16 protein-coding genes are annotated in these 17508 nt (G+C 71.6%); 9 read left to right on the top strand and 7 right to left on the bottom strand.

Features of this window, described 5'->3' with window-relative positions; genetic code table 11:
• The first annotated feature begins 159 nt into the window (after positions 1–159).
• From TNCT1_RS13985 to TNCT1_RS13995, 3 genes are read left to right on the top strand one after another with little or no spacing between them, the layout of a single operon-like run.
• On the top strand, positions 160–1320 hold the full coding sequence (locus tag TNCT1_RS13985) for a 5-(carboxyamino)imidazole ribonucleotide synthase (protein ID WP_174266283.1): 1161 nt from the start codon (positions 160–162) through the stop codon (positions 1318–1320).
• On the top strand, positions 1317–1841 hold the full coding sequence (purE, locus tag TNCT1_RS13990) for a 5-(carboxyamino)imidazole ribonucleotide mutase (RefSeq protein ID WP_143631360.1): 525 nt from the start codon (positions 1317–1319) through the stop codon (positions 1839–1841). The genes TNCT1_RS13985 and purE overlap by 4 nt, the downstream gene beginning before the upstream one ends.
• A 5-nt stretch (positions 1842–1846) precedes the next feature.
• Complete coding sequence (locus TNCT1_RS13995; RefSeq protein ID WP_143631363.1) at positions 1847–3034, top strand: dipeptidase; 1188 nt, start codon at positions 1847–1849, stop codon at positions 3032–3034.
• Between the two features lie 165 nt (positions 3035–3199).
• Here TNCT1_RS13995 and TNCT1_RS14000 read toward each other — a convergent pair whose 3' ends face one another.
• Both TNCT1_RS14000 and TNCT1_RS14005 read right to left on the bottom strand, forming a co-directional pair.
• On the bottom strand, positions 3200–3589 hold the full coding sequence (locus tag TNCT1_RS14000; protein ID WP_143631366.1) for a VOC family protein: 390 nt from the start codon (positions 3587–3589) through the stop codon (positions 3200–3202).
• 16 nt (positions 3590–3605) lie between these two features.
• Positions 3606–3962 (bottom strand): VOC family protein, encoded by a 357-nt coding sequence (locus TNCT1_RS14005; RefSeq protein ID WP_143631369.1) that lies wholly within the window; start codon positions 3960–3962, stop codon positions 3606–3608.
• 115 nt (positions 3963–4077) lie between these two features.
• Here TNCT1_RS14005 and TNCT1_RS14010 point away from each other — a divergent pair, with 115 nt between their 5' ends.
• The gene (locus tag TNCT1_RS14010) at positions 4078–4611 is read left to right on the top strand and encodes a CGNR zinc finger domain-containing protein (RefSeq protein WP_143631372.1); all 534 of its coding nucleotides are present in this window, start codon (positions 4078–4080) and stop codon (positions 4609–4611) included.
• 94 nt (positions 4612–4705) lie between these two features.
• Here the strand turns inward: TNCT1_RS14010 and TNCT1_RS14015 are convergent, their stop codons facing one another.
• Complete coding sequence (locus TNCT1_RS14015; protein ID WP_143631592.1) at positions 4706–6049, bottom strand: UDP-glucose/GDP-mannose dehydrogenase family protein; 1344 nt, start codon at positions 6047–6049, stop codon at positions 4706–4708.
• 180 nt (positions 6050–6229) lie between these two features.
• Between TNCT1_RS14015 and TNCT1_RS14020 the strand changes: the two genes are divergently transcribed.
• From TNCT1_RS14020 to TNCT1_RS14030, 3 genes are all read left to right on the top strand, one after another.
• The gene (locus TNCT1_RS14020) at positions 6230–7387 is read left to right on the top strand and encodes an acyl-CoA dehydrogenase family protein (protein WP_143631375.1); all 1158 of its coding nucleotides are present in this window, start codon (positions 6230–6232) and stop codon (positions 7385–7387) included.
• A gap of 166 nt (positions 7388–7553) precedes the next feature.
• On the top strand, positions 7554–7916 hold the full coding sequence (locus tag TNCT1_RS14025; RefSeq protein ID WP_143631377.1) for a four-helix bundle copper-binding protein: 363 nt from the start codon (positions 7554–7556) through the stop codon (positions 7914–7916).
• A gap of 71 nt (positions 7917–7987) precedes the next feature.
• A complete protein-coding gene (locus TNCT1_RS14030; RefSeq protein ID WP_143631381.1) occupies positions 7988–8824 on the top strand; it encodes a class I SAM-dependent methyltransferase in 837 nt (278 codons plus the stop codon).
• Here the strand turns inward: TNCT1_RS14030 and TNCT1_RS14035 are convergent.
• Entirely contained in the window at positions 8821–10116 is a 1296-nt protein-coding gene (locus TNCT1_RS14035; RefSeq protein WP_174266284.1) for an LCP family protein, read from the bottom strand. The genes TNCT1_RS14030 and TNCT1_RS14035 overlap by 4 nt on opposite strands.
• Positions 10117–10235: 119 nt before the next feature.
• Between TNCT1_RS14035 and TNCT1_RS14040 the strand changes: the two genes are divergently transcribed.
• A complete protein-coding gene (locus tag TNCT1_RS14040) occupies positions 10236–10784 on the top strand; it encodes an acyl-CoA thioesterase (protein WP_235902571.1) in 549 nt (182 codons plus the stop codon).
• A gap of 179 nt (positions 10785–10963) precedes the next feature.
• Here TNCT1_RS14040 and TNCT1_RS14045 read toward each other — a convergent pair whose 3' ends face one another.
• A complete protein-coding gene (locus tag TNCT1_RS14045; protein WP_143631403.1) occupies positions 10964–12349 on the bottom strand; it encodes an LCP family protein in 1386 nt (461 codons plus the stop codon).
• Between the two features lie 286 nt (positions 12350–12635).
• On the opposite strand from TNCT1_RS14045, the gene TNCT1_RS14050 reads away from it, so the two are divergent.
• Positions 12636–13664 carry a glycosyltransferase family 2 protein gene (locus tag TNCT1_RS14050; protein ID WP_143631406.1) on the top strand — a complete coding sequence of 343 codons (1029 nt, stop codon included), beginning with the start codon at positions 12636–12638 and terminating at the stop codon, positions 13662–13664.
• 67 nt (positions 13665–13731) lie between these two features.
• Here TNCT1_RS14050 and TNCT1_RS14055 read toward each other — a convergent pair whose 3' ends face one another.
• On the bottom strand, positions 13732–15354 hold the full coding sequence (locus TNCT1_RS14055) for an LCP family protein (protein ID WP_143631410.1): 1623 nt from the start codon (positions 15352–15354) through the stop codon (positions 13732–13734).
• A gap of 176 nt (positions 15355–15530) precedes the next feature.
• Entirely contained in the window at positions 15531–17300 is a 1770-nt protein-coding gene (locus TNCT1_RS14060; RefSeq protein WP_143631413.1) for an LCP family protein, read from the bottom strand.
• Positions 17301–17508 lie beyond the last annotated feature (208 nt).

Here is a 17508-nt window from a genome sequence, read left to right on the forward strand (position 1 = left end):
GCTTCGTCAACCCAGCCATGCTATCCAGGCGGAACCCCCGGCGCCTGCGGACGAGGCCACAGCTTGAGAACGGGTCGGAAAGAGGCGGGAAAGTCCAGGGTAAGACGGGGTGCGAGGCCGGTAATCCGGGCGGGTCGGCGTGGCCGATACGCTAGGGGGGTGACGTTCCCGGTAGTCGGCATGGTCGGCGGGGGGCAGCTCGCGCGTATGACGCACGAAGCCGGCATCCCGTTGGGCATCAGGTTCAAGCTCCTCAGTGACACCCCTCAGGATTCCGCGGCGCAGGTCGTGAACGATGTCGTCGTCGGCGACTATCGCGACCTCGACACGCTGCGTGAGTTCGCGCGCGGGTGCGATGTGATCACTTTCGATCACGAACATGTACCCACCGAGCATCTCCGGGCCCTGGAGGCGGACGGCATCCCCGTGCGCCCGGGGCCCGACGCGCTCGTGCACGCCCAGGACAAGGGCGTGATGCGGGCGAGGCTCGACTCGATCGGCATCCCGTGCCCGCGGCACCGGATCGTGAGCGATCCGCAGGACGTGGCCGCCTTCGCACGGGAAGGCCTCGCCGACGGCGAGGCGGGTGACGGCTTCCCCGTCGTCCTGAAGACCGTCCGCGGCGGCTACGACGGCAAGGGCGTGTGGGTCGTCGACTCCGTCGAGGAGGCCGCCGACCCGTTCCGGGCGGGCGTGCCCGTCCTCGCCGAGGAGAAGGTCGACTACGTCCGCGAGCTCGCCGCCAACGTCGTGCGCTCCCCGCACGGCCAGGCCGTCGCCTACCCGGTGGTCGAGTCGCAGCAGGTCAACGGCGTCTGCGACACCGTCATCGCGCCCGCCCCCGACCTCGACGAGGACCTGGCGCTGCGCGCCGAGGAGATGGCCCTGACCATCGCCAAGGAACTCGGCGTCGTCGGCCACCTCGCCGTGGAGCTGTTCCAGACCCGCGACGGCCGCATCCTCGTCAACGAACTGGCGATGCGCCCGCACAACTCCGGCCACTGGACCCAGGACGGCGCGGTCACCTCCCAGTTCGCCAACCACGTCCGGGCCGTCCTCGACCTCCCGCTCGGCGACCCGCGCCCGCGCGCCCCGTGGACCGTCATGGTCAACGTCCTGGGCGGCGACTACCCGGATATGTACTCCGCGTACTTGCACTGCATGGCCCGCGACCCCAAGCTCAAGATCCACATGTACGGCAAGGACGTGAAGCCGGGCCGCAAGGTCGGACACGTCAACACCTACGGCGACGACCTGGACGACGTGCTGGAGCGCGCCCGTCACGCTGCCGGCTACCTGAGAGGCACCATTACCGAATGAGCCCTGTTGTTGGCATCGTCATGGGGTCGGACTCCGACTGGCCCGTCATGGAGGCAGCCGCCAAGGCGCTGGACGAGTTCGAGATCGCCTACGAGGTCGACGTCGTGTCCGCGCACCGCATGCCCCGCGAGATGATCACGTACGGCGAGCAGGCCGCCGAGCGCGGCCTGAAGGCGATCATCGCCGGCGCCGGCGGTGCCGCGCACCTCCCCGGCATGCTCGCCTCCGTCACCCCGCTGCCGGTCATCGGCGTCCCGGTCCCGCTGAAGTACCTCGACGGCATGGACTCCCTGCTGTCGATCGTGCAGATGCCGGCCGGTGTCCCGGTCGCCACCGTCTCCGTCGCCGGTGCCCGCAACGCCGGGCTGCTCGCGGCCCGCATGCTCGCCGCGCACGACGAGGAGCTGCTGCAGAGGATGCGTGACTTCCAGCAGGACCTCAACGACCAGGCCACCGAGAAGGGCAAGCGGCTGCGGACCAAGGTCGAGGGCGCGGGCAGCGGCTTCGGCTTCGGGAAGTGACGCCCATGCCCTCCCTGGACGAGGCCCGCGAACTGCTCCGCGAGTTCCCGGTCGTCGACGGCCACAACGACCTGCCCTGGGCCCTGCGCGAGCAGGTCCGCTACGACCTCGACGCCCGTGACATCGCCGAGGCGCAGGACGCGCACCTGCACACCGACCTCCGCCGGCTGCGCGCGGGCGGGGTCGGCGCCCAGTACTGGTCGGTCTACGTGCCCTCGGATCGGCCCGGCGCGGTACCCGCGACCCTGGAGCAGATCGACTGCGTACGGCGGCTGATCGAGCGCTACCCGGCCGATCTGGCCCCCGCGCTGACCGCCGCGGACATGGAGGCGGCGCGGCGGGACGGCCGGATCGCCTCCCTGATGGGCGCCGAGGGCGGCCACTCCATCGCCAACTCGCTCGGCACCCTGCGCGGCCTGTACGAGCTGGGCGTGCGCTACATGACGCTCACGCACAACGACAACAACGACTGGGCGGACTCCGCGACCGACGAGCCGAACGTCGGCGGCCTGTCGGCCTTCGGCCGCGAGGTCGTGCGCGAGATGAACCGGCTCGGCATGCTCGTCGACCTCTCCCACGTGGCGGCGACGACCATGCGCGACGCGCTGGACACCACCACCGCGCCGGTGATCTTCTCGCACTCCTCCTCCCGGGCCGTCTGCGACCACCCGCGCAACATCCCGGACGACGTCCTGGAGCGGCTGCCCGCCAACGGCGGCATGGCGATGGTGACGTTCGTGCCGAAGTTCGTGCTCCAGGCGGCGGTCGACTGGACGGTGGCGGCCGACGCGAACCTGCGCGCCCACGGCTTCCACCACCTCGACACCACCGCCGAGGCGATGAAGGTGCACCGCGCCTTCGAGGAGAGCAACCCGCGCCCGGTCGCCACGGTGTCCACGGTCGCCGACCACCTCGACCACATGCGCGAGGTCGCGGGCATCGACCACCTCGGCATCGGCGGCGACTACGACGGCACGGCGTTCACCCCGGACGGCCTGGAGGACGTCTCCGGCTACCCGAACCTGCTCGCCGAGCTGCTCGACCGCGGCTGGTCCCGCACCGACCTGGCCAAGCTGACCTGGCAGAACGCGGTACGGGTGCTGGGCGCCGCGGAGGACGTCGCCCGCGGCCTGCGGGCCACCCGCGCCGCGTCCAACGCCACGATCGAGTCGCTGGACGGCCCCGCGGCCTGACGCCCGGACGCGGGCGGGACCCTTCGCGGCGTCCCGCCCGCCTCCGGCTCGTCCGCCCGCCCGGTCCGCCCGCCCGGTCCGCCCGACCGGCACGCCGGCGGGCCGTGCCGTGGACGGCCGGAGCCTTCCCTCAGCCGCGGTCCGCCGGCCTCGTCCGAGCCCCTGTCAGGGCCCTTCGATCCGGCACAGGCAGAAGGGATGCCCGGCCGGATCGGCGTACACCGCGAAGTCCTTCTTCTCCCGGTCCTCCACGTCCAGCGGCCGGGCCCCCAGCGCGAGCACCTTCTCGTGGGCGGCGTCGACCTCCGCCCAGGTCGCTCCCGCGTCGAAGTCCAGGTGGAACTGCTGCGAGTCCCGGTCGGCGCGCGGCCACTGGGGCGGGGTGAACCCCTCGGCGCGCTGGAAGGACAGCCGCGGCCCGTCCGGCACCCGCAGGACGACCCAGTGGTCGTCCTCGGCCTCCGGCGTGCCGCCCGCGACCGCCGCGTAGAACGCGGCGAGCGCGTGCGGGTCGGGGCAGTCGAGCACGACGCTGCGCAGACGGGCCACGGCCATGGGTCCTCCCGGGATGTCAGCAGGCACAGAGGCAGAACGGGTGCCCGGCCGGGTCGGCGTAAACCCGGAAGGTGCCGCCGGGCTCCGCGGCCAGCGGCTTCGCGCCAAGCGCCAGCACCCCCTTCTCGGCCTCGTCCAGGTCCTCCACCACCAGGTCCAGGTGGAACTGCTGCGAGGCGTCGGCCGCCGGCCAGCTCGGCGGCACGTGGCCGGGGGCCCGCTGGAAGGCGAGCGCCTGCCCGTCCGGCGCCTTCAGGTCCACCCACTCCCCTTCTCCCTCGACGCTGCCGCCGAGCACCTCGGCGTAGAAACCGGCGAGCGCCTGTGGGTCGGGGCAGTCCAGGACGACCACACCCAGCTTGGCGAGAGCCATGACTTCCTCCTAGAGCGTCCGAGTTACCGTTGAAGCCGGTCATCCGGTAACGGTTACCGCATGCTCCCGCATGGCGGGTAACGTCGCAACCGGATTGCGGAGGTGAGTGGCGGACATGAGCGAGCGATCACCCGCCCCGGAGGGGCTGGCGCTGATCGAGTCCCTGGTGAACACGGTGGACCTCGGCAGCGGCCGGGACACGCTCGACACGGCCGAAGGCCGGGAGCGCTTCGGGCTCACCGAGGACGACCTGCCCGGCGCCCTCGTCCTGCGCGAGTCGCTGCGGGCCACCCTGCTCGCCCACGCCGGCCACCCGCCGCACCGCGAGGTCACCCCGCTCGGCGAACTGCTGGCCCACGCGCCCCTGTTCGTCACCGTCGACCCCGCCGACGGCTCGGCGGCCCTCGCCCCCGCCGACACCGGCCCGCTGCTCTCCCGGGTCGCCGCGGCCGTCGCCGGCGCCCTGACCGCGGGCACCTGGACCCGCCTGAAGGCCTGCGCCGCCGAGACCTGCCACTGGGCGTACTACGACCGCAGCCCCGCCGGCCGCGGCCGCTGGTGCTCCATGCAGGTCTGCGGAGCGCGCGCCAAGATGCGCCGCTACCGGGCGAAGGAGCCGGACACCACAGGACGTTCGGCGGCGACGTAGGCCCCCTGTGGGGCAGAATGCGCAAGGACGCCGGTTCGGCCGACTGAGCCTCGGCCGAACCGGCGTCCTCTTCGTGGAGTACTCCGGGCGCGCGCTACGCGGTCGGGCGTCCCATCGCCCGGTACGTCCACCCGGCCCGCCGCCACAGCTCCGGGTCGAGCGCGTTGCGGCCGTCCAGGATCAGCCGGGCCGCCGCCGCCTCGCCGAGCGCCGCCGGGTCCAGCTCGCGGAACTCCCGCCACTCCGTCAGGTGCAGCACCACGTCGGCCCCCCGGACCGCGTCCAGGGCGGAGTCGGCGTAACCCAGCGTCGGGAAGACCTTGCGGGCGTTCACCATGCCCTTGGGGTCGTACACCGTCACCTGACCGCCCTGCAGATGGATCTGCCCGGCCACGTTCAGCGCCGGCGAGTCGCGCACGTCGTCCGAGTCGGGCTTGAAGGCGGCGCCCAGCACCGCGACCCGCTTGCCCAGGAACGAGCCGCCACCGAGCGCCTCGCGGGCCATCTCCACCATCTGGCCGCGCCGGCGCATGTTGATGGAGTCGATCTCCCGCAGGAAGGTGAGCGCCTGGTCCGCGCCGAGCTCGCCGGCCCGCGCCATGAACGCCCGGATGTCCTTCGGCAGACAGCCGCCGCCGAACCCGATCCCCGCGCGCAGGAACTTCCGCCCGATCCGGTCGTCGTACCCGATGGCCTCCGCCAGCTTCGCCACGTCACCGCCGCCCGCCTCGCAGACCTCGGCCATCGCGTTGATGAAGGAGATCTTCGTCGCGAGGAACGAGTTCGCCGCCGTCTTCACCAGCTCGGCCGTCGGGAAGTCCGTCACCACGAACGGGGTGCCCTCGCCGACCGGCGTCGCGTACACCTCGCGCAGCAGCTTCTCCGCCCGCTCGCTGCGCACCCCGACCACGATCCGGTCCGGGTGCAGCGTGTCCTCGACCGCGAAGCCCTCACGCAGGAACTCCGGGTTCCAGGCCAGCTCCGCGTCCGCGCCGGCCGGCGCGTGCTCGGCGAGGTAGCGGGCCAGCCGGTCGGCGGAGCCCACCGGCACGGTCGACTTGCCGACCACCAGCGCCGGACCGCGCAGGTGCGGGGCGAGCGAGGCGACGGCCGCGTCGACGTACGACATGTCCGCCGCGTACTCCCCGTGCCGCTGCGGGGTGTTCACGCAGACGAAGTGCACGTCGCCGAACTCGGCCACCTCGGCCCAGTCGGTGGTGAACCGCAGCCGCTGCGAGGAGCCCTCGAAACCCGCCACGTGCCTGCGCAGCAGCTCCTCGAGCCCCGGCTCGTACATGGGGGTCTCGCCGCGCTCCAGCATGGCGATCTTCTCGGGCACGACGTCCAGCCCCAGCACCTCGAAGCCCAGCTCGGCCATGGCCGCGGCGTGCGTGGCGCCGAGGTAGCCGGTGCCGATCACGGTGATCTTCAGGCTCATGGGTGCGCTCCAGCTCGGGGACTCGGTCATGCGGTGCCTGAGCATAGTCGGGCCGCCCACCGGGCAATTTCCCCGCTGTCGCCAAGCTCACGTAGGCGGCGTCCGGGTGGCCTACTAAAATTTGAGTTACTTAACGGTAATTAGCGTCAGTATCACTGCGTCTTTGGAGCGTGAGAGACCGTGGCCGGAACGGCTGACTTCGACCTGTACCGCCCGTCCGAGGAGCACGACATGCTCCGGGACGTCGTCCGTTCGCTGGTCGAGGCGAAGATCGCGCCGTTCGCCGCGGCGGTCGACGAGGAGGCGCGCTTCCCCCAGGAGGCCCTGGACGCGCTGGTCGCGAACGACCTGGCCGCCGTGCACGTGCCCGAGCAGTACGGCGGCGCCGGCGCCGACGCGCTCGCCACGGTCATCGTGATCGAGGAAGTGGCCCGCGCCTGCGTCTCCTCCTCCCTGATCCCCGCCGTGAACAAGCTGGGCTCCCTGCCGGTGATCCTCTCCGGCGGCGAGGAGCTGAAGAAGAAGTACCTGACGCCGCTCGCCAAGGGCGACGCGATGTTCTCGTACTGCCTCTCGGAGCCGGACGCGGGCTCGGACGCGGCCGGCATGAAGACCAAGGCCGTCCGTGACGGCGACCACTGGATCCTCAACGGCGTGAAGCGCTGGATCACCAACGCGGGCGTCTCCGAGTACTACACGGTGATGGCGGTCACCGACCCGGCCAAGCGCTCCAAGGGCATCTCGGCGTTCGTCGTGGAGAAGTCGGACGAGGGCGTCTCCTTCGGCGCCCCGGAGAAGAAGCTCGGCATCAAGGGCTCCCCGACCCGCGAGGTCTACTTCGACAACGTCCGCATCCCCGCCGACCGCATGATCGGCGAGGAGGGCACCGGCTTCGCCACCGCCATGAAGACCCTGGACCACACCCGCATCACCATCGCCGCCCAGGCGCTCGGTGTCGCCCAGGGCGCCCTCGACTACGCCAAGGGCTACGTCCAGGAGCGCAAGCAGTTCGGCAAGCCGATCGCCGACTTCCAGGGCGTCCAGTTCATGCTCGCCGACATGTCCATGAAGATCTCGGCGGCCCGCGCCCTCACCTACCAGGCCGCCGCGGCCTCCGAGCGCGGCGACGCCGACCTCACCTACCTCGGCGCCGCCGCCAAGTGCTTCGCCTCCGACACGGCGATGGAGGTCACCACCGACGCCGTCCAGCTCCTCGGCGGCTACGGCTACACCCGGGACTACCCGGTGGAGCGCATGATGCGCGACGCGAAGATCACTCAGATATACGAAGGCACCAACCAGGTCCAGCGCATCGTCATGGCGCGCAACCTGCCGTAGCCGGACACGGATCGAGGCTCACCGGAAGGCGCCCCGCGGGGCGCCTTCCGGCTGTTCCGGGGCGCCTTACGACCGGTCGGTCACATGCGGGCGGGGGTGGGACGGCGTAGGACGGAAGCACACGGGGCCCGACCCGGGTCCCAATCCTTCCCCAGGAGGAGCAGCCATGGCCGAGTCCGGAACGATGACCCCGATGAGCAAGCAGATGCAGGACTGCGTCGAGGCCTGCATGACGGCGCACACCATGTGCGAGGAGGCCATGAGCTCCTGCATGCACATGGGCGGCCAGCCTCAGATGCAGATCATGCGCGCGCTCATGGACTGCTCCGAGATGACCCGCATGTGCTCCGACATGATGATGCGCCGCTCGCCCATGGCGCAGGAGATGTGCGCCATGTGCGCCAAGGCCTGCGACATGTGCGCCGAGGCGTGTATGTCCATGCCCGACGACGAGCAGCTCATGCGCTGCGCCGAGGCGTGTCGCCGCTGCGCGGAGATGTGCCGCACGATGGCGGGCGCCCGGATGTGACCCGGAGCCCCCGCGTGTGATCAAGGGCACCCCCGCGGTGCCCTTGATCCTCCGTACGGCAGGCTGGGCGCATGACGACGGATGCGACGGCGGCCTTCGACGCCGCCGAGCGGACCATGTGGGCCGGGCGGACCGAGGCGTACGCCAGGAGCTTCGGGCGGCTGTGCGCGTACACCGTGCCCGCCCTGCTGGACGCCGCCGGCGTCGGCGCGGGGGCCCGGGTGCTGGACGTCGGCACCGGGACCGGCACGGCCGCGCTGGCGGCGGGGGAACGGGGCGCGCTGGTGCGGGCCGTGGACGCCGATGCCGGGATGGCCGCCGAGGCACGCCGGCGGGGAGTGGCCGCCGAGGTGGCGGTGCTGCCGGAACTGCCCTTCCCGGACGCCGGGTTCGACGCGGTGGTCGGCAACTTCGTGCTCAACCACGTGGGGCGTCCGCGCGCCGCGCTCGCCGAGCTGCGGCGGGTGCTGCGGCCGGGCGGGCGGATCGCGGTGACCCTGTGGGGCGCCCGGCGCGGCGGCGGCCAGGACCTGCTCGGCGCCGCGTGCGCGGCGGGCGGCGCGGTGCTCCCTTCCTACCTGCCCCGCCTCGCCCCGGACGAGGACTTCCAACGGACCCCCGAGGGGCTTGCCGCGCTGCTCGCGGAGGCCGGCTTCGGCGGCGCCGCGGCACGGGAGCTGGAGTGGGACCACCGGGCGGGCGCCGAGGAGTGGTGGGGCGGCGCGGCGGGCGGGGTCGCGACCGTCGGCCTGGTGGTGACCGCGCAGGACGCGGAGACCACCGGCCGCATCCGGCGGGAGTACGAGCGGCTGTGCGCCCGGTACGACGACGGGGAAGGGCTGCTCGCCCTTCCCCACGTCGCGCTGCTGGCCTCCGGGACCGCCCAGGGCTTGTCGGACAGGCCCTAGTTGCCGGAGACGGTCACCGTCTGGTCGTTCTTCAGCTCGTCCACGAGGGTCTTCACCTTCGCCTTGTCCCAGACCAGGTTGCCGCCGGTGGACCCGGAGATCGGCATGTTCATGGACTTGCCGTCACCGCTGCTGACGCCCTTCATCGCCCAGAACATCGACGCCAGGTCCCACAGGCTCATGTCCTTGTCGACGGTAAGGGAGTCCAGGCCGGCGCCCATGGTCGGGTAGAACTTGAACGGGTTGAGGACCGTCGACGGGGTGGCGACCTGGTGGGCCAGCGCGGCCAGGAACTTCTGCTGGTTCTTGGTGCGCTGCAGGTCGCTCGCCGCGAACGCGTGCCGGGTGCGGACGAAGGCCAGGGCCTGCTCGCCGTTGAGGGTCTGCTTGCCGGCCTTGAAGTCGGCGCCGGACCACTTGTCCTTGAAGCCCTGGTCGAGGGTCATCTCCACACCGCCGACCGCGTCGACGATCTTCGCGAAGCCGCCGAAGCCGATCTCCACGTAGTGGTCTATGTGCAGGCCGGTGTTGTACTCGACGGTGCGGACCAGCAGGGTCGGCCCGTCCTCGGCGTAGGCCGCGTTCAGCTTCGTGCGGCGTCCCTGGTTCGGGTAGACCTTGCCGGACGCCGACCCCTTGTACGAGGGGATCGCCACGTCGGAGTCGCGCGGCAGCGAGACGAGGGTGTCGCCGTTGCTGCCGACGTGCAGGATCATCATCGAGTCGGTGCGCTGCCCCTGGGCGGAGCCGGTGTGGAGCTTCTTCTTGTCCTCGGCCGTCATGCCCTTGCGGCTGTCCGAGCCGACGATGAGGTAGTTGGTGCCCTCGCCGGTCTCGGGACGGTCGATGACCTTGGAGAGGTCGACGTCCCGGTTCAGCTTGGAGTCGGCCCAGAAGTAGGTGGCCACGGAGGTGACGATGAGCACGGTGACGAGCGTCAGGGCCGTCAGCTTGATCCGCCGCCGCCAGTTCGGGGCGGGTCGCGGGCCTCTGCCGTAGGGCTCGTCGGGGCCGCCCGGGCCGCCTCCGCCGTAGACCTGGCCGGTGTTGTAGCCGCTGTCGTAGTCGTCGTATCCCTGGCCGTCGACGTACGACGGCTGCTGCGGGACCCCGGCGCCGTGGGGCGGCGCCGACGAGCCGGGCGTGCCGTACGAACGCCGGCCGGGCGGTACCGCCGGGCCGCGCTGCACCTGACGCATCACGCGGGCGCCTTCCGGCTGCACGCCACCGCTGCCGCGTCCGTAGCGCGGGCCGCGGTTGTCGTCGGACCATCCCTGGGGCCAGTCATTCATGCGCCCCAGTGTGCAGGCCGACGGCGTGCCTCTTACAAGGGCTGTCGGAAAATAAGGTCGGCGCTGTTGCGAAGCTGACACAAATTCCGTGAATGTCGCTTCGTCATAAGGTAGGGGTCATGACAGATCAGGCCCCGGACGCGGATCCGGACATCCCGGGCAAGCCCACATCCGCTTCCCGCACCACGCTCAGCCACATCATGACCCACAACGACACCAACCTGCTGGGGACGGTGCACGGCGGGGTGATCATGAAACTGGTCGACGACGCCGCGGGCGCGGTGGCCGGCCGGCACTCCGGCGGCCCCGCCGTCACCGCGTCCATGGACGAGATGGTGTTCCTGGAGCCGGTGCGCGTGGGTGATCTGGTGCATGTGAAGGCCCAGGTGAACTGGACCGGCCGGACCTCGATGGAGATCGGCGTGCGGGTGCTCGCCGAGCGCTGGAACGAGTCCGCCCCGGCGACCCAGGTCGGCTCGGCCTACCTGGTCTTCGCGGCCGTGGACGCCGACGGCAAGCCGCGCCGGGTGCCGCAGGTGTGTCCGGAGACCGAACGCGACCGCCGCCGCAACCAGGAGGCGCAGATCCGGCGCACCCACCGCCTGGCCCGGCGCCGCGCCATCCGCGAGCTGCGCGAGAGGCGGGCGGCGGAGGGCTTCGAGGACTGACCCGGCCGCACCGGCGCGGCGGACCCGGCACCGGCGCGGCGGACCCGGCACCCGCGCGGCGGACCAGGCGCCGGCCGGCCCCCGCGCCGTCGGCACCAGCCCGGCCCCCGCGCCCTCAGTACCGGCTGGCCGGCGCGCACCCCGCGCCGGCCGGCCGTACGCCGATCCCGATCCGCCGGTCAGGCGCCCCGCGAGCACACCACCTCGTTGCCGCGGACCACGCTGTGCTCCGGCCGGGCGGGGTTCTCGGCCCGCACCGCGCGCACCTTGCGGGCGTCCAGGAAGTCGGCGCCGGTGGTCACCTTCATCAGCGGTCCCTGGCCGCGCACCGCGCGCAGCTCGCTGCCGGGCAGGGCGGCGGCCAGGGAGCGCGCCGAGCGGTCCCAGCGGGGGTCGTAGGAGATCACCGTGCGCGAGACGTCGTGGGCGGCGGCGGTGACCGGCCGGTGGGTGGCGGCGAAGCCGGCCGTGCCGAGCGCCGCGTCGAGCCGCTTGGCGACCCCTTCCGTGCGGGTGCCGTTCTCCACCTGGACCCGGATCTGCCGCGGGTCAACCTCCACGGGGACCGGTCCCGGGGCGGGCCGCCGCCGTTCCACGCTGAGCGGCTTGTCGTCGCGCAGCGCGGCGAAGAGCCGGCCGGACGCCGCCTCGTCCCACTTAAGGGTCGAGCCGAGCCCCTTGACCTGGTAGTTCATCTGGTTGATGGGCACGGTGGTGAACTCGGACGAGGAGGGGGAGAAGTTCCGCATCGCCCGGCCGAGGTCGAGCAGTTCGTCGGTGCCGAAGCCCACGTCCGCGCGCACCGAGCCGAGCACCGCGCGGGTCACGTCCCGGAACCGCATGGGGTTCAGCAGCACCCCGGAGGAGGTGGCCCGGTCGATCAGCGCGGCCAGGAACTGCTGCTGCCGCTTCATCCGGCCCAGGTCGCTCGCCCCGTCGACGTGCCGGGCGCGCACGTACTGCAGCGCCTGCCCGCCCATCAGGGTGTGGGCGCCGGACGCGAGGTCGAGCCCGGTGTACGAGTCCTTCAGCGGTGTGGCCGTGCAGACCCGGACGCCGCCGAGCACGTCGACGGTCCGCATGAAGCTGGTGAAGTCGACCTCCAGATAGTGGTCGATCTTCACGTGGGTCATGTTCTCCACCGTGCTGATGGTCAGCCGCGGGCCGCCCTCGGCGTAGGCGGCGTTCAGCCGAGCGGGATGCGCGGCGTGCCGCCGGCCGGTGGCCGGGTCGGTGTGCGCGGGCACCTCGGCGTAGGAGTCGCGGGGCAGGCTCACCACGCTCGCCCGCTCCCGGTCCCCCGAGATGTGGACGATCATCATGGTGTCGGTGCAGTGGCAGGGCTGGCCGCCTAGGTGGTAGGCCCGCCGCTCCCGCTCGCTGATCTTGTCGCGGCCGTCGGTGCCGACCAGCAGGACGTTCATCCCGTGCCCCGCCTGGGGCCGGTTCTTCATGTCCTTGAAGGCGTCGACCCGGGTGATGCCGGCGTCCAGGCTGGTGACGACCGCGTGGCCGATCCCGGCCGAGGCGAGGACGACCACGGACAGCGTGGTCACCGCGCGCATCGCCCAGCGCGGCCGCCTGGGCCGCACCGTCCGCCGGACAGGCCGGCCCGGCCCTGGCGGCCGGGGCACGCGGGGGGACGGCTGCGGCCGGCGTTGCGGCCTTGAGGTTTCTCCCACGCCCTTGGCGGCGGGGGAGGGGGACCGTGGCGGGCTGGGCAAAGGGAACCTCCGGACGACGGCCGTACGTGGGATCCGTGAGCACGGTAGGCCGATACGATCCTCAGCCCGCCGATCGGCCCCCGCGGCGCGCACCGGTGTCCCCCGTTCGCGGTAACGTGAGCCCCCTATGAACACCAAGCCCGACGTGCGGCACCCCGCCGTGTCTGTGATCATGCCCGTCCTCAACGAGGAGCGGCATCTGCGCGGGGCCGTCCAAGCGATCCTCGCGCAGGAGTACGCCGGCGAGCTGGAGGTCGTGATCGCCCTCGGTCCGTCCACGGACCGCACGGACGAGATCGCCGCCGAGCTGGTCGCGGAACATCCCCGCGTGCACACCGTCCCGAACCCGACCGGCCGCACCCCCGCCGCGCTGAACGCGGCGATCAAGGCCTCCCGGCATCCGATCGTGGTCCGCGTCGACGGCCACGGCATGCTCTCGCCGAACTACATCGCCACCGCCGTCCGCCTCCTGGAGGAGACCGGCGCGCAGAACGTCGGCGGTGTCATGCACGCCGAGGGCGAGAACGACTGGGAGCACGCGGTCGCCGCCGCGATGACCTCGAAGATCGGCGTCGGCAACGCGGCCTTCCACACCGGCGGCCAGGCGGGCCCCGCCGAGACGGTCTACCTCGGGGTGTTCCGCCGCGAGGCCCTGGAGCAGCAGGGCGGCTACAACGAGGAGTTCATCCGCGCCCAGGACTGGGAGCTGAACTTCCGCATCCGCGAGGCGGGCGGCCTGATCTGGTTCTCGCCGGAGCTGAGGGTGTCGTACCGGCCGCGGCCCAGCGTGAGGGCGCTCGCCAAGCAGTACAAGGACTACGGCCGCTGGCGCCACGTCGTGGCCCGGTACCACGAGGGCTCCATCAACCTGCGCTACCTCGCCCCGCCCACGGCGGTGTGCGCGATCGCCGCGGGCCTCGTGGTGGGCGTCGCGCTGACCCCGTGGGGCCTGGTGATACCCGGCGGCTACCTGGCGGCGATACTCGCCGGCTCGGTCCCGGCGGGCAGGGGACTGCCCCTCAAGGCCCGGCTGCGGATCCCGGTGGCCCTGACGACCATGCACATGTCGTGGGGCTGGGGCTTCCTGACCAGCCCCAGGTCGCTGGCGAAGCGGGTCATCGCCTCGCGGCGCCCGGCGGTGCTGGAACCCCGCTGACGACGGAACACGAAGAGGCCCCGCATGTGAGCATGCGGGGCCTCTTCGTGTTCCGTCGTCAGCCGCGCTACCACTGGTAGGGCTTGTACACGTCCATGCACTTGGAGGTGTCCGAGCCGTTGATGGCGTCGGAGTTGCTCGGCAGGTCACCGGCCTCGGGGGCCGACTTCTTCGGGTAGGCGGCGCCCGTGCGCCAGTCCGCGCCCACCACGACGGTGACCCCGGACACGTCGGTCGACCGCTTCACCTGGCTCGCCGGGATGCCCAGCGCCTCGGCCACCGCCTGCGCGTCGCCCTCCAGTTCGGCACTCGGGTAGCGCACGACCGTCTCGTCCGCCGAGACCGGCGCCGAGGTGTCGGTGTCCGCCATGCCGTACCCGTGCCGCACGAGGACCTGGGCGACCGCGCGCGCCCGGCCCTGCACCGCGGGCTCGGCCGAGGACCGGGTGGCGTTCTGCACCAGTACCCCGAGCCGCGACGGTTCCGTCGAGGGATCCCTGGCCGGCTCGGCCCCGCCCTTCTTCGCCGCGTCCGACTTCTTGCCGCTCTTGTCCTTCTCGTCGCTCTTGCCGTTCTTGTCGAAGGGCACGTCCTCGCGGAGCATCCGCCACACCTTGTCGGCGCCGCCCTTCTCCGGCACCACGTGCTCCCCGTTCTCCGGGTCCTGGACGTTGGGCATCGTCACCGACGTGATGCGGTCGGTCGGCACCGACTTCAGCTCCATGCCGAGGTCGTAGAGCTTCTTGACGGTGCCGATCTCCTCCGACACGGTCAGCGACTTGGTGGCCGCCTCGGCCAGGTCCGTCAGCCGGCCGGTGTCGGTGAAGATGTTCTGCTGCTTCAGCGTCCGGAGCATCGAGTTCAGGTACATGTGCTGGGCGCGGGCCCGCATCAGGTCGCTGCCCCAGGCGTGCCGGGTGCGCAGCCACTGCAGGGCCTGCACGCCCTTGATCTTCTTCCGGCCGGCCTTCATCTTCAGCCCCGAGCCGCCGGGCTGATCGGGCGTCGGACGGTCCCAGACGTTCTGGTTCACGCAGACCTCGACACCGCCGATGGCGTCCGCCATCCGCACCACGCCCGCGAAGTCGATCGTCATCCAGTGGTCGATGTAGACCCCGGTGAGGTTCTCCCAGGTGGCCAGCGTGCAGCCGGCGCCGCCCCGGGCCAGCGAGGTGTTGATGATGCCGTTGGTCGCCGGGTACGTCCTGCCGGTCTTCGGGTCCTCGCACTTGGGGATGTCGACGCGGGTGTCGCGGGGGATGCTCACCATCGCGGCGCTCTTGCGGTCCGCGGAGAGGTGGATGAGCATCTGCACGTCGCCGAGCGGCGGGTTGCCCCGGTTGTCCTTGCTGCCGCCTAGCTTGACGTTCTCGTCGGAGTTCCGGCTGTCGGAGCCGATCAGCAGGATGTTCAGCGGGGTCTGGCCGGCCGCGTTCGGGCGGGTCCGCTGCGCCTTGGAGTCGTCGGCGCCGCTGCGCCGGCCCTTCTGAATGTTTCCGTTCAGATGCTCGTAGTAGAGATAGCCGGCGCCCCCGGTGCCGAGTATCACCACGGACAGCACGATCGCCGACCAGCGCAGCACGCGCCGTCGGCGGGGCCGCCGGTCCCTCCCCGGGCCGCCGCCGCGACGTCCGCCACCGTGCCGTCCGGGCCCCTCCGGGGCGCCCGCCGTCCGCGGTGCGAGTGACATCGTGTCCTCGACCGCGGGCGGCTCACCCCGCACACCGCTTTGCGCCAACTCCCTGCCACCCCCACCTGCGCCATGCAACGGGCCCGTCCCGCGTCGGGTTAGACGCACGACGGGCCCGTTGGGTTACCTCTGAACGGCGCTCGGCCGTGAACCGCTCGAAACGCGGACCGCCCGGACTACGAAGCGCACTCCACCTTGTCCGCCGTGTGCTGCCCTTCCACCTCGGGCGCCTTCGTCGGAGCGGTCAGCGACACACCGGCGCCCTTGAAGTCCTTGCCCAGGGTCAGCGTCATCGCGGGCAGCCCCTGCGCGTTGGTCACGCTCTTGCCCGGCTTCAGGGCCGAGCCGGACAGGCCCATGACGGCGGCCAGCCGGCGTGCCTGCGCCGCCTGGTCGGGCGCGTACTCCAGCGTGGTCCTGCTCAGCTGGGCGGGAGCGTTGCCCCCGTTCTCCGACTTGAGCACGCCCGCGTTGTTCTGCAGCCAGTTGAGCTCGGCCTGGGCGCTGCCCTGCGTGGCGCCGCCGTTGAGGATCCGCACCCGCACCTCGGAGGGGTCGGACTTCTCGCCCTTCAGCCGGGCGGCCGCCTTGTCCTTGGCCGCCGCCTTGGCCGCCTTCTCCTTCTTCTTCACGGCGGTGAAGGAGACGTCGTTGTTGATGGCGTCGAAGACCGCGGGCGCCTTGTTCTCGTTGACGATCACCGTCTTGTGCACGACACCGTCCGCCGGGTTGTCGACCACGGGCACCGTCATGAACGAGATGTTCTTCGGCGGCACCTTCTTCAGCTCCAGTGCCACGTCCTTGAGCGTGCTCACCGAGCCGATGCCCTGGTCCACGGTGAGCGCCTTGGTGGCGGCCTCCGCGAGCTTCACCAGCTTGGTCGGACTGGTGAGCGTGTCGCTGGAGGACATCTTGCGCATCAGCGAGGCCATGAACTGCTGCTGCACCTTGATGCGGTCCAGGTCGCCCTGGTTGCCCCAGCTGTGCCGGGTGCGGACGAACGCGAGGGCCTGCTCGCCCTCGACCTTCGAGGGGCCGGCGGGCAGGTCGAGGTGCGAGTCCGCGTCCTTCACGGCGTGCTTGAGGCACACGTCGACACCGCCGACCGCCGTCGTCAGCGTCTTCACCGCGTTGAAGTCGACCATCATGAAGTGGTCCGGCGTGATCCCGGTGACCGCCTTCACCGTGTTCATGGTGCAGCCCGGGTCCCGGCCGTCCTGGCCCAGGCTGGTGTTGAACCGGACGTCGCTGGTGCCGGCGATGACCTTCTTGCTGCCGTCGGGCTCGTTGGTCTCGCAGTCCGGGACGTCCACGATCAGGTCGCGCGGGATGCTCAGCGCGGTGGCGTTCGTCCGGTCCTTGGCGACGTGCAGCAGGATGTTGGTGTCCGCGTGGCCGACGCTGCCCTTGTCGCCGTAGCCCTCGTTGCCCTTGCCGGTCCGCTTGTCGGTGCCGATGATCAGGATGTTGAAGGCGTCGTCCTTGCTGAAGCCGTCCTTGGCCGCACTGGTGTCCGTCGTGGTGACGTTGCCCTCGAGGTGCTTGAGGTACAGGTAGCCGGCCGTGCCGACGGCTACGAGCACGAACGCCGTACCGCCCGCGGTCCAGGCCAGCACCTTCTTCGCCCTCGACTTCTTCTTCACCGGCCGGCGGTTGCGCCGCCCCTGCGGCGGCTCCGGCTCCGGTTCGGCGGCACGGCGCCGGCGCGGAGCCGGTACGTCCGCGCCGCGCGCCTGGCGCATCTCGCGCGTCCCGCCCGCCGCCGAGTCGTCCCGGCCCCGTCCCCTTCCGCCGGAGTTCCGGGGACCCGGTCTGCGGGGACCGGGGACCGCCGACTGCGGAGCGGAAGGGCCCAGTCGCAATTCGTATTCGCCGGTGTCCGGATTGAGCACCCACTGGTCTGCGGGGTCGATGTTGTCCGCCCGCCCACGGCCTTGCGCGTCCACGGTTGTCCGAATCCTCCGTCGGGGCCACGCGGCGCCTTTCCCCTCGAAGGCGCTCGGGTCTCGGTGAAACAGTGCACGACCCCAGGACTGACCTCGCGGCCTGGTGCACCGGATCGCTCACACTATCCGCCCAGTTCAGCGTCGAGCGACGACGGTGACAAATTCCACGTTCCTACAACCGGGCAATCCCGCTCATATTTCAGAACAA

The sequence above is a fragment of the Streptomyces sp. 1-11 genome, from assembly GCF_007176755.1.
Taxonomy (GTDB): domain Bacteria; phylum Actinomycetota; class Actinomycetes; order Streptomycetales; family Streptomycetaceae; genus Streptomyces.